General features: G+C 51.2%; 14 protein-coding genes. 8 read left to right on the top strand and 6 right to left on the bottom strand.

Going from position 1 to position 12,373, the window contains the following annotated elements:
* Positions 1-897: 897 nt before the first annotated feature.
* From BUF15_RS25340 to BUF15_RS25320, 5 genes are read right to left on the bottom strand one after another with little or no spacing between them, the layout of a single operon-like run.
* Positions 898-1,308 carry a recombinase gene (locus tag BUF15_RS25340; RefSeq protein WP_073617036.1) on the bottom strand — a complete coding sequence of 137 codons (411 nt, stop codon included), beginning with the start codon at positions 1,306-1,308 and terminating at the stop codon, positions 898-900.
* A gap of 17 nt (positions 1,309-1,325) precedes the next feature.
* On the bottom strand, positions 1,326-2,033 hold the full coding sequence (locus BUF15_RS25335; RefSeq protein ID WP_073617034.1) for a hypothetical protein: 708 nt from the start codon (positions 2,031-2,033) through the stop codon (positions 1,326-1,328).
* 13 nt (positions 2,034-2,046) lie between these two features.
* Entirely contained in the window at positions 2,047-3,444 is a 1,398-nt protein-coding gene (locus tag BUF15_RS25330; RefSeq protein WP_234981280.1) for an HD domain-containing protein, read from the bottom strand.
* Positions 3,441-4,787: a type IV secretory system conjugative DNA transfer family protein gene (locus BUF15_RS25325; RefSeq protein WP_073617032.1), complete on the bottom strand. Its 1,347-nt coding sequence runs from the start codon at positions 4,785-4,787 to the stop codon at positions 3,441-3,443. The genes BUF15_RS25330 and BUF15_RS25325 overlap by 4 nt, the downstream gene beginning before the upstream one ends.
* Positions 4,788-4,792: 5 nt before the next feature.
* Positions 4,793-5,533 carry a hypothetical protein gene (locus BUF15_RS25320; protein WP_073617030.1) on the bottom strand — a complete coding sequence of 247 codons (741 nt, stop codon included), beginning with the start codon at positions 5,531-5,533 and terminating at the stop codon, positions 4,793-4,795.
* A gap of 512 nt (positions 5,534-6,045) precedes the next feature.
* On the opposite strand from BUF15_RS25320, the gene BUF15_RS25315 reads away from it, so the two are divergent.
* The 8 genes from BUF15_RS25315 (at position 6,046) to BUF15_RS25280 (ending at position 11,781) form a co-directional block, all read left to right on the top strand.
* Positions 6,046-6,765, top strand: coding sequence for a hypothetical protein (locus tag BUF15_RS25315; protein ID WP_073617028.1), 720 nt, complete (start codon positions 6,046-6,048; stop codon positions 6,763-6,765).
* Between the two features lie 99 nt (positions 6,766-6,864).
* Positions 6,865-7,827, top strand: coding sequence for a hypothetical protein (locus BUF15_RS25310; RefSeq protein WP_073617026.1), 963 nt, complete (start codon positions 6,865-6,867; stop codon positions 7,825-7,827).
* Between the two features lie 70 nt (positions 7,828-7,897).
* Positions 7,898-8,281, top strand: coding sequence for a single-stranded DNA-binding protein (locus BUF15_RS25305; RefSeq protein ID WP_200802490.1), 384 nt, complete (start codon positions 7,898-7,900; stop codon positions 8,279-8,281).
* A 207-nt stretch (positions 8,282-8,488) separates the two neighbouring features.
* A complete protein-coding gene (locus tag BUF15_RS25300) occupies positions 8,489-8,968 on the top strand; it encodes a JAB domain-containing protein (protein ID WP_073617024.1) in 480 nt (159 codons plus the stop codon).
* Between the two features lie 72 nt (positions 8,969-9,040).
* Complete coding sequence (locus tag BUF15_RS25295; protein ID WP_073617022.1) at positions 9,041-9,367, top strand: hypothetical protein; 327 nt, start codon at positions 9,041-9,043, stop codon at positions 9,365-9,367.
* Between the two features lie 93 nt (positions 9,368-9,460).
* Complete coding sequence (locus BUF15_RS25290) at positions 9,461-10,195, top strand: DUF2786 domain-containing protein (protein WP_073617020.1); 735 nt, start codon at positions 9,461-9,463, stop codon at positions 10,193-10,195.
* A 91-nt stretch (positions 10,196-10,286) separates the two neighbouring features.
* Positions 10,287-10,844 carry a hypothetical protein gene (locus BUF15_RS25285; protein ID WP_073617018.1) on the top strand — a complete coding sequence of 186 codons (558 nt, stop codon included), beginning with the start codon at positions 10,287-10,289 and terminating at the stop codon, positions 10,842-10,844.
* A gap of 124 nt (positions 10,845-10,968) precedes the next feature.
* Positions 10,969-11,781: a DUF932 domain-containing protein gene (locus tag BUF15_RS25280; RefSeq protein ID WP_073617016.1), complete on the top strand. Its 813-nt coding sequence runs from the start codon at positions 10,969-10,971 to the stop codon at positions 11,779-11,781.
* 353 nt (positions 11,782-12,134) lie between these two features.
* On the opposite strand, the gene BUF15_RS27950 is transcribed toward BUF15_RS25280, so the two are convergent.
* The coding region (locus BUF15_RS27950; RefSeq protein WP_234981214.1) for a hypothetical protein at positions 12,135-12,373 on the bottom strand (239 nt) is incomplete at its 5' end.

Raw genomic sequence — 12,373 nt, 5'->3', positions numbered from 1 at the left:
CTTGAGCTATCTGCTGGAGATCTCGACCGTAAATCTCTAGACCTTTTATTCCAGAGAAAACATTCCATCGTTCTCACCGTAGATTTCTATACCTTATAATGAACTCGACCAACGCTCACCGTGCATCCCTATACCTCTGCAGTGGTGACCTGGAAAAGAGTCGTACAGTAGATCCCTAGACCTTCTGGCTATCTCGTTGTGATTCCCACAGTAAATCTCTAGACCTTTCCCTTCACCAAGGGTTCCTTGAAGGCCATAGAGCTCTCCACCTTTTCGAGAAAAAAGAATTTTCTTCGCCATTCATCCCTAGACCTTTGGGAGCACGACCCAAGGCATACGCATACCGTGAATCCCTAGACCTTCTTGCTATGTCCCAGTTATTGCACCAGTAAATCTCTAGACCTCTTTGCCACGCTCCGACTCCAACTCACCGTAAATCCCTATACCTTAGCAACAAGCACCATAATGCCGGACCCACCGTAGATCACTATGCCTTGTCGTATCTGCTTGAAAATTTGTCTGTAAAATTCTATATGTCGTATCTGTAACCCTGCCTGAGCGATCACCGTAGATTTCTATACTCTTAGGAAAAGATGACTTACGCTGGTTACCGGTGAATCCCTAGACCTTGAGCTTATACATTCAATATCATTGAATATTTAACTCGCGATTCACCAGGAGATTGTACCCACAGAGCCAGGCTGTAGATTCCTATACCTTCTATGGTAATTTTCTGTACCTCAGACGGTAGATGCCTAGACCCTTGCCCGTATTTCTCTATACTCCACCAGGTAAATATCTAGACCTGTCGTCTCAAGAGTATAATATTTTCAATATTATACCTGAGTCGAAAACAAACAAAACAGGTAGTAAAACAAGAAAAAGACAACAACAAGGCTATGGTGTCGCTGTTTTTTGTTCTTCATTTGTTTTTTCGACCTGCTGGAAATGTTTCAGCTCATCCGGTGTGTAATATCGAAAATCAACTCGCCTGCTCAGCTCTTTTGTCAGCTCTGAAAAATCCATGGTTATCTCTCTGGCTCTCTCCATCAGTTCCGCTCCGATTTCATAGGAGATACCACCAGGTTCACCGAGCTTTCCTTTAAAGCTTGCGTATGCTTGGTCAAACTGCCGCAGCACGTTGAACATGATACTGCCCAGGGGGGAATTGATTTTTAAAACCCTGGAGCCCCTCTCTTTCGCCATACTGATCTTCTTTTCAAGGATATCTTCTCGGCTCAACCTGGGCCGCTGGTTACTGGCAGAGTCACTATTTTGAGTCGTCGTGTTTTTCTTTTCGGGTACCATTGATTTTCCTCCTCTGGTCATGGCTGTTGGATTTTCCGCATATTTTTTGTTTTCTTACGTTGCCTCCAGCAATCCAAAAGATACGCGGCGATATATGGTCCGATCGCGGCAAGACACATACCGATCGCCGTCTCTGTGGCTAAAGGCACCAGTTCTGGCAGGATCGACAAATAACCGTAATAGACCTTTTCTGGGTTGCTGAACTTCCGGGCAACAGCCCACACATACTCCGTTGTGCTCAGTCGAAAGAGCAGCTGATAGATCACATAGATCAGAAATCCTTTCAGTAGCAGGGTCAGACCTCTGCCAATGAAGAGCGAGTTGATGGCTCGTCTGGTGATATTGCCGACGTAGTATCGGCTTATGTAGATGCAGAGCAGGGTGTTGATGACAAGGGCGAGATATGGCACCAGCGAAACCATCCCCCTGACGAGAAGATCCGAGGTATCGATCACGAAGGGCAGCAGATAAAAAGAAAAAAGCGGAAACAGCAGCATGATAAAGAGGCCTTCGTTAAATCCGCTCCGTACGCCGATCTTAAAGAGATCAAGAGACCCTTCAAGGGTTAAGAAATCTGACGGAATGTCCTGCCCCTGGCTCTCTATAACGTAAAATTGCTGGATTTCAGATACGGCACTGATGATAGTCCGCGGTCTGTAGCCGCCGCCCTTGTCGCCAAGCGGGATAATAGTGGTGTTTGTCCCATAGCCTCCCTTTTCAGCCATACCCTTTCACCTTTCAGTCGTGGTAGACCTCTACAGCGGCGACACTTTTGAGGATCCCTTTTTTGCTGTTTTCCATCTCAGCGATTGACCCGAAGGCCTCGGCCTTGAATGGGGTGTAGTATCCTTTCAGAACTTTTCCGCTCTGCATTCTGACATTGAAATAGCCACCGAAGTACTGGTCTCTGATCAGATCCCTGGCAATGAGATCATGCTGGCGGAACTGTTCCACTACGCTGAAAAGGACCTGTTGCATGGTCTTGTCTTTCTCAGCCATGGTCGCGATATCCATCGCGCCGGCCCGTTCCGCCAGCATTCGTGCAACCTCCTCTATGACCCTCGCCTGAAAGAAGACGTGCCCGGTGGGCATGGAGAAGGCCATAAAACGCCGACCTTCCAGACGGTTGATATAGGGATTGAGCTGATCAATAAACGTCTGGGTGTCGAACCAGGAGGAGATATTCAGCGCTTGAGGGGCTGCCTTTCCGCTTTTTGGGGGGATCGTTTCATCACCGTAAATGTCAGCGTCAGCTTTTCGAGCAGAGCCAGCTGCTGTTTTCGTGTCACTTGGTGGGTGAAACGTTCTGAGGGATGTTTCTGTCCCAACCTCTTGTGCGGTTTCGCCTGTCTGGTCGCTGTCGTACCGTTCAACCGCAAGTTCCAGCTCATGCTGGCGTGCTTGCTGATCGGCTTTTTTCAAGGTTTTCCCAATGAGCCCCTCTGGCCGCATGTGGTGCTGCTTGATCGCCCTGGCGATGTCCTCTTTGTGTGACAGCCCTTTGAACAGAGTAATCTCAGCGAGTACACGTCCTGCGGCGAGAGGGTGTTCGCCGAGACTGTACAGGTGGGTTCTATTGGATGGGAGCTTACCCAGGTCATGGGCCAGGGCAGCAACCATGACGTCAGGGATCACATGCTGGGCGTCGGCTGCCGTGAGCAAGATGATGGCATGCTCCGCCACATGAATGGAGTGATCGAGCAAGGTGGTCCTGCCGAGCAGACTATAGGTGTTGGTATCCCAGGAGGCCTCGACGTCATTGGAGGGATTGACGACTGAGGAGCAATCCCCTTCATCTTCAAGCATCCGCAGAAGCTGATAGCAGATCTCCTTATGCGCTTCGGCCTGGTTGAACCATGGCTGCTGGGTGATGTTGTTCGAAAACCACTCTTGAACCTCGGTCGAGCGAAAGTGATATTCAGAACGCTCTTCTTCTTTGATGGCACTTTTACGCCACAACGGGGCAATGTCTTTTATGTGAAGCTGGCCGGATCGCTGACTCTTCGCCCACAGCTCTGCGATCTCACTGAGTGGGATCTCCCGTTGCCTGACCTTCTTTTTTTTGCCGGCAAACGACATGACGAAGATAATAAAGATAACCAGTGAGAATATGGCCGAGATAAAGAACACATTCATGCCTGTGCGACCTTCTTGATATCTGGAAAGATCACCTTGATCGACGCATCGGAGACGTCCTTGGTTACCCCCCGGTATACTCCCGAATATGTGGTGAGAAAAAACTGACGAGGAGCCAGATTCAACACCTCGGTGTGTTTTATCCGGGTCTCCTCTGTCTCCCGGATGGAGAGGCCGCCACCGAGGGATATGATCGGGCTGTAGGTGCGTTTCTCGCCCAGGTGGGTGGAAACATATTTTGCGGTCTTGGTATCCGGCACCCGCATGAACAGCTTGGTGTTGCAGTTGTCCAGGATGGTGTTTGCTCGATCCTGGCCGATTTCGGAGTAGAGCTGGCTGATGGACTGGCAGTAGCCATGGATAAAGATCCCGGCTCCACCGGCTTTGGCAAAAAGATCCTCAATGCCGTGATACAGAACCGACTGCGCTTCATCGATATGGAGGGCCAGGGGTGGCGTGACCCGTTTATCGCTGGAATACCGGCGTCCGACAAAGGCCTGAATCATGGAGATAAGGACCTTGCCAGCGGAATAGGCGGCTCTTTTTGTCAGGAGTGAGCCCAGCTGGACGACCAGGATAACCCCCTTCCCTGCCTCTAAACGTTCAATGAAGCGATCCTCTTCGGCATGACCGATGATCTTACCGATGTTCCCTGAGGTCAGTTCAGTGAGGGCGACACGGAGGGAACTGCCCACTTTTGAGTTAAATTCAGCCGGCGTGATAAGGAGCTTGGCCAGGTCTCGGGAGAGCTGTTCAGCCTCCGGGTCATCGATATAGTCGAGTTTTTCCTTGAGTTCCGCCAGGTCTTCATGGCCGATACTGTTTTTGATATCGCTGAGGTTGAACGAGGGGTTCTGGCCGGTTGCCCTGGCCAGCATGATGAGTGACTGGACAACAAGTAGGCTGACTTCATAGGCGACGCTGTAATAATACGGCTCTCTGCCAACAGCGACCCCGGCGGTGATGTGCGCCACCAGCTCCTCGACCATGTAGTAGGAGGATAACGGGTCGAGCGTTGCGCTGAATTCAGGAAAGATCGGGTTGATGAGCATGAGATCGTCGTGCCGGCCGGTCTCAAACGCAACCTGCACTATCTTGGAGAAAAGGTCGGCATCTCCTTTGGGATCGATGACCACAACGGAATACCCTTTCCGGATGTCCTGTTCAATAATGTTCTCCATGCAACGGGTCTTCCCGACCCGGGTTGTCCCAAAACACCAGAAGTGACCTTTGCGATAGCTGTCCGGGTAGCTGATCGGCAAGATCGTCCCTGGAGAATCCAGATGAATCCCGGTCCCCAGGTCGACGGTGTTGTCTTTAATGTTCTTTCGGCCAAAAAACATGTGCCCTATCTCGTTACTTTGATGACGTTCACCTGAATGTGCTCCCCGAGTTCATGAGCGGCTTGAAGGATTACCTTTTTAGGGACAAATGTGTTGGCTTCAACAAAGCTCTTTTTACCGACATACCGTTTCCTGCAAGAGAGCTTGAGAGTTGTGTATTTGGGACCCAGCAACTGTTTGAGAAGCTTCTCAACCAAAGTCTTTGACACTCGATCGACGGTGAGTTGCGTCCGGGGGGTGTCCCCGATCATGATGGCTTCGATCCGCCGCAGATGGAAGGCCTTTCGATCTCCGATGACCAGCCTGTTCCGTTCATGCTGCCCCAGGTAGTTTAGTGGGCAGCTGGCATAGATGGTGTCCCCAAACTCCAGCTCGAGCTCAATATTCAACCTGTCGACTCCACGGGAAATGACTTCCCCCCAGACCACGCTATTCTCTTTTCGCTTGTACCTGCTCACCTCATCCATACAGGTGGCAGCGTTGAGGTTTTTATCCAGGATCCGCTTGATGCTGTTCCAGCCCCGCATGGCTGTCAGGTCAATTGGCGTCTGCACTGGGCCAGAAACATCATCGTGATAGCCAAGGGCGTGGAGCTGACCGTCGCTATAAACCACCACCACATGTTTATGGTGCCAGCGGGAGAGCATCGATGAAAAGGTTCGCTCGATCTCGGCGATCACCTGGCCTCTGCTCAGCCGGTGTTGATCAACAAATGCGTTGATGATCTGGAAGTCTGGTATGTCCATTCTTGTCCACTAGGATTTCGTTTTTTCCTATATACTCTTTCCGTGTGGTGGAACATTTTTGTTGAAAAGTTTTAAAAAAAGTCATAACATTTCTCTATTATTCCACTTGAATCATTCAAGTAATCCTGTCCTCACAGGAACTAGCTGGGCTCCAGGCATGACGTTTCATTACAGAAGTCAACCTCTCATGTCTTGTGGAAGACCCTTGGAACTACGTTTAGCCGAATGGCATACCTGGTAGGCAAAGTTTAACCGCAGAGGCGGACTTCCCTGCCCTTAATCCAGGCAACCCTCGTCAGAACCCATTGCGGTTCTGCCCCTCTTGTTTTCCATATAGAAATTTGTCTGAGAGAAGTGCGCCTTTTGGCCACTGCACTGTATTAGTGCCTCTTATGGACTTTTTCGTAGAGTAACCACACCAAGAGCCGCAACACCCAACAGCGGGAGTGACACAGCATACTCCCGACAGGGGTAGTGTTGTTTCACTCCCTAACGCCAAGGAGGAAACAGCAATGTCGGAGAATTTTTCAAAGAAGATTGAACAGATCAATGGACGACTTCGCAGCTTCGGCCGTGAAGCGGTGCAAGAGATCAAAATGATGAAAGACGGTCAAGTCGTCGGTCAGGTCCGCTACGGCTATAAACCTCAATACGTTTTTGACGCTGTCAATGAGATCCTGCAGCCGGGGAACTGGCGGTATGAGATTGTCAGTAAGGAGATTTTTGATTTCCAGGCGGTCGTTGAGGTAAAACTGTTCATCCGTATCGCGGATGAGTGGCTCTGCAAAGGTTCGCAGACTGGCCAGATGCAGATCGTTAAAAAGAATGTGGGCGACGCCTATAAGGGAGCCATCACTGACGCTATTCAGAAATGCTTTTCCCTGGTCTCAATAGGCAGTGACGCCTATCGTGGCTTACTCAAAGAGGTCTTTTTCGCCAACAGTGGCAACAGACCGTTGGAAAACACCACTGAATCTCGACCACGGCCATCTCTCGACCCATCGCCTCTAGCACCTCAGCTTCCAGTACACCATGAGCCACATCTTTGCCCCTCTGCGGTCGATGGACTCCCCGAGGACCTGCCACAGATCGCCGGTATTGAGTTCCAGCGCAGAAATGACAAGATTATTGCCACCGGCAATGCCTATGAGAAAAGGGGGCTGCTGAAATCATCCGGTTTCAGGTGGGATGGTTCGGAGAAGAACTGGTACAAGGACGCCGCCGTGCACTAAAACGTACTGAAAAGACAGTTAACCCATAGAGGGAGTGATACACTTTTCCCTCTGGGGAGATCCGTGTGTCCTCCCTCTTCTCATTCGAGGAGGAATCACATGGACATTCGCACGACTCTTCACAACAGCCTACAGCTTCTTTCACAGCAACATACCAAAGAAACACTGGGGGACCGCAAGAGTTATCTCGGGGCCTCCGATATCGGACATTGCCCTCGCAAGGTCATTCTTGAGCGCGTCAAGCCATCGGAACATGATCTGGCCACGCTCCTTCGCTTCCAGCGGGGGCACATGGCTGAGGACATCATTGCCGCCGCGTTTACTGCCGCCGGGTATAGCAATTTTGAGCGACAGGTGGAGGTTGATATTTCAACTGACGCCCTGCCGGCACTGGTTCATATCGACTTTGTTTTCACGTCCGAAAAACAGAAGGTCAAATCCATTCTCGAAGTGAAGTCAGGCAAAATACCAGATGAGCCATACGGTTCCTGGGAATCACAGCTGTATATTCAGATGGGAGCCCTGGCGAGTGTCTATCCTGATTACACAATCAAGGGGGCGATTCTCTCTCTTGATCTCAGTGAAGGGGATGTGGGCTTTTTCAACGGCTATACCCCCCAGGATTCGCTCTATGGCGGCTTACTTGCACGGGCTGAAGCGATCTGGCTCGCCTATCAGCAGATACTTCAGGCTCAACAGGTTGAACTGGAAACCGAGCCGGGACAGCTGTGTGGCTTCTGTGACCATATCAAGACCTGTCCGCGATTTCAGGCGGACGATATTCCGCAGATGGATGGATGCATCAAAGAATTCCAGGAGCTCAGGGAGCTGGAAAAGAAATACAAGGACAAGGTTGCCACCCAGAAGCAAGTACTGCTCTCCATGGTTGGGGCCCGTGGCTCTTTCCGGGCAGGTGGATATCTGCTCCGGAAGGCCACACGCACACGCCAGAATCTGGACATGAGCAGTCTGGACACGTTTCTGTCAGAGCACGGTACGTCCTTAGCCGAGTTTCAAGAGCCCTCTTCTTTCTCCTTTCTGGATATCAAGAAGGCAGACTAACCAACCCAGATGGGAAATCAACATCCCATTGGGGGGTTTTGCTTTCCCATCTTCTTTTAGGAGACTTATCATGCAGAAAACACAACTTATCGGCAATCTTGGTAACGATCCCGAATTGCGCGAGGCACACGGCAAACCTGTATGCACCTTTTCCGTGGCCACCACCGAGCGATGGAAGGATCAGCAGGGTGATCGGCAGGAAAAAACCGAGTGGCACAAGGTTGTTGCTTGGGATCAGCTTGCAAAAACATGCGCCCATTACCTCAAACGAGGTGCTCGGGTCTATATCGAGGGGAAAAATAGAACTCGCAAGTGGACCGATCAGAATGGTGTCGAACGTTACGTCACGGAGATTGTCGCGAAAGAAATGGAGATGCTTGGCACGCCAGGCAACAGTTCAACTCCGCCCGGGTACAGTGTTCCTCCAGGCCATCAAGACGATGTCCCATTTTGACGTCAACAAAAGATGAAATAATGAAATCATATTTTCATGATATGCTGAATATTGAGGAGGCTTGCCAGAAGAATGTTCATGGATATGGCGGCCGCCCAGGTAACACACTCATAGCTGAAAACGAGCTATAACGAAAAACCCTATCACCAGGGGGATCACTCCCTGGTCGGGGCGTTGATTCCCCACGTCTTTTGGGAGGATCAATGCATGCTGTATGTAAAAGAAGCAAATGGTCTGTATCAGCCGGCTCCGGCAGAAATGGTCTTTGCCGAAGCGCACAGTATCTGCAATACGCGGCTGGCAGCCATAGAGAAGATCTCTTCATCCCGTGAAGCGATGGCAGCAATTGTCTGGCGGATGCGAAACCATCCGGTTGAAGTTTTCGCCTGCCAGTTCCTGGCCAGTGACAACCGGCTCCTTGGGTATGAAGAAATCTGCTCAGGAACGATCAACCTCAACGTCGTTCATCCACGGGAGGTCGTGAAAGCTGCACTCCGGCATGATGCCGCTGGGGTCATCTTCGCCCACAACCACCCTTCTGGTAATCCAGAGCCGAGTACGCAGGATATAGAGCTGACCATGGAGCTTATCGGTGTTCTTGAGCCGTTGAGGATCCATGTGTTTGATCACCTCATAATCGGTAGCAGAGTAATATCTCTGGCTGACCTCGGCTTACTCAGATTGTAGCATCATTCCCTACAACCAGGGGCAATTCGCCCTGGAAGGGAGTCTTGCCCCCTATTCCTCTGGAGGCAAGAGATGCAATTATCGCAAATGGCACATCATGTTGCCGATCATGCTGCAATAGACCCCAAAGAGTTGGTCCGCGATCAGCTGTTGAGCCAGTATCGCGGGGAGATCCTTTTGATCCGTTCTGATCAAACGACCATATGCAATCGCTCAGCCGGCAATCTGCGGCGACGAGCCCTTTCGTGGCTGAATATGGTAGCAAAGGCGAAAAGTGCTCGCTACATTAGCGGTTGTGTTTCGGACAAAGGTGGTCGGTTCCGGATCGCCACCAGGAATGAGGCTCTTGCATTGATCGCACGTTGGATTTATGAGGAACTGCAGCAGGGATTGGAATAGGCATAACCTTTTCCCGTTAACCGCGGGGCAGAACATCGCCCTGTGGGGCATTGTTTTGCCCCTTTCACCACGAAACCTCGAAGGAGTGAAACGATGTCAGTAGATCACAAAATAAAAGACAAACTGCAGAAACTGCTGGCCCTTGCTGCCAGCGACAATGAGCATGAAGCGGCCCTGGCTATGGAAAAGGCCCAGGCCTTGATGAACGAACATAACCTGACCACCCATGATGTTGCCGAGGATGGGTCAGGGGCGATTATCGAGAATGAAGATGTCTGGGGACTGACCAAGAGCCGTCAGCGGTGGGAGTCCACCCTGGGTAGCTCTATCGCCGCGGCGTTTGATGGGCGTGCGGTCGTGAGTCCAACCGATGAGGGTTGGTATCTCACCTTCATCGCCTCCAGAACCGATATGGCTTTCATTGTTGACCTGTTTGGTCGGTTACGGCAGACGGTGCGACGGATGAGTCAGGTCTATGTCGACAGGGAACGCTCCTCAAGGCCATGGTTGTCAGCGAAAACCCTGCACAACAGCTATCGCCGGGGGCTGGTGTTGACCATCCATACGCGCTTACAGACGTTGAAAGAAAACACCAGGCCTGATGCGGAGCGAGTCAATCGGTACGGTTTCACCGGTATGGACCTGATTGTCGTGAAGAATCAGGCGGTGGACCAGCACGTCGAGAAGCTCTTTGATAAGCTCCGCTCTGAGCCGAGGACGAGACTGAAGGTCTATTCTCACGCATACCAGCAAGGGCAGGAGGATGGCAATCAGGTCAACCTTCATCGTTCTATTGATGGGGACGGCCCCGCAGCGATTACCATGTAAACCAGCTCAATCCCATATCCGGGGCGAAACAGCCCCGGATGGGGATCTGTTTTGCCCTCTCTGCGCAACGGTTTTCAACGGAGGCAAAACCATGAGTTATGTTCAAACACATGTTGAGTGGCTGGATCGTCAACCCGCACATCCGAACGGGTACCCAACCATCCTGAGCGAGGAAAATATCACCTGGTTGGAAAACACGGTGAAACATTTTCTCACTCTGTGTGCAGAAAAAAGCTATAACCCAGCCCTGTGGGAGGTCGTTCAGTACTGGACATGCCAACCCGACAGGCCCAACGACCTGCAGCTGCACCTGGCAGATGCCATAAATGGGGTGACGCCCCGTGCACTCCTGGCAGTAGCGAGACCTTGCTGGACCATAGATAACGGTCGGACACTGGCAACTCAGAGGCCATATACCCTCATCTACAACCATCTGACAGCAAATCCCTATCTGGCTGAAGCATCACCCGAACACTCCATTGAGTTCAGGTTGTTCGATGACGATGGCATTCTCTATTTTACGGGGAGGATGAGTCCAGGGCTCTATGACAGTCAGGATGTCCTCTTGCCACTGGACGATGCCCAGTCATGGGGGTGCACCAGGCTTGACTGTAAGAATCCCGAAAATGGCAATTGGGAGACAATCTAACCCTTAACAACCATTCATCATACCTGCCACAAGGCAGAAAATCCCACGACAGGGGCAAAACACATGCCCCGGTTGGGGAGAGTGTCTTGTCCCTGTTTTCATTTATCTGATAGGAGACAAGATCATGACTGCACCTCATATTCTTACCAACGACCAGATCGTCAATCTCGCCCCTGCCGCCGGGGCCTTGGAGCCCATTGATGGTGTGTCCAGCCGGTACTCATTTGTGCCGACACTGACAGCCGTGGAGTTGCTTCGCGATGTCGGCTGGCTTCCTGTCCATGCTGAACAGAGCCAGGTACGTGACCTCACTCGAGATGGGTTCCAGAAGCACCTGATCCGTTTTGCCAAGAAAGGTCTGGACACCAGGGACGAACGGGTCGATTTGTTACTATACAACTCCCATGACCGGGGGACCGCGTTTCGTCTGATTGCATCAATCTGGCGGAAGGTCTGTGGCAATGGCCTGATGATCTCTTCCGAGTTTGCCAACTTCACCCACAAGCATGTGGGGTTTAGTCCGGATGCGTTCATGGCATCTGCGATTGAGATAGCCAATTCGGCGGGAATCATTGCCGATCAGGTTGAAGAGTTAAAGCTGATCGACCTAAGACCTGAAGAACGAGGATCGTTTGCCGAAGCGGCCCATATCATCCGTTATGGTAAAGAGCCCGAGAATGAGCCGCCTATCAATGCCCTGCAGCTGCTCGAGGAGCGGCGGTATGACGACCAAGGCAAGGATCTCTGGACTACGTATAATGTTGTTCAGGAGAACATCATGCACGGAGGTCTCAAGGGTTCAACTATGGCGAGTAACGGCAGGCGTAGAGGCATGACAACCAGGCCAGTCAAGGCGATAGACAAGAACGTTCAGCTCAATCAGGCTCTCTGGCACTTAACGGAGAGGATGGCTGAGCTGAAGTTGAAGGCCGCATAGATAAGAGGCGTGACTGGAAAATGTAATTCTGGCAGCCCTTCAATCACAGCCGCTTCCTTTCGGGGAAGCGGCTTTTTATTTTTGGTGGGGAATGGGTTGTTGGTAAGTCGTTGGACCGCATAAGGGTAGTGTCAGTAAACTATTATTTTCATTGTACGACTTATTCACTGATTGTTTTTGATATATAGGAGCTATCGTGACTTTTAACGTTGAGTTCACTGGTGGCTATGAAGCGCAGCGGAATAGCCCTCCACTGCAGCGATTTGTGTACGCCCGGCATGGGCGTGATCTTATGGGGTGTAAGTCCCCTGTATGTAAACCCTGTTCTTGTCGTAATGACAGGAACATAAATACTAGTCGAAAGCAAGGGCGATCCCGCGAGGGCTCGTCCGGAGGAAGCTGGAGTACAAAGTTATGGGCCGACGAACAGAAATGGCATACAAGGCCGAGTCTCCGGGTAAGTCAGCACAACATGACAAAGCCCCGGGTTCAGGAGATACGGTAAATGCCGCGGTCGTGTAACGACAGATCACGTCCTTATCCGGGGAGGCCTGTCCGGCCTGCAGTTCAGTTACCACTGGAAAGCCTCTTG

The sequence above is a fragment of the Desulfopila aestuarii DSM 18488 genome, from assembly GCF_900143695.1.
In the GTDB taxonomy this organism is placed as follows: Bacteria; Desulfobacterota; Desulfobulbia; order Desulfobulbales; family Desulfocapsaceae; genus Desulfopila; species Desulfopila aestuarii.
The sequence above is the reverse complement of the archived record's forward strand: the minus strand, read 5'-3'. Positions and strand labels throughout refer to the sequence as shown.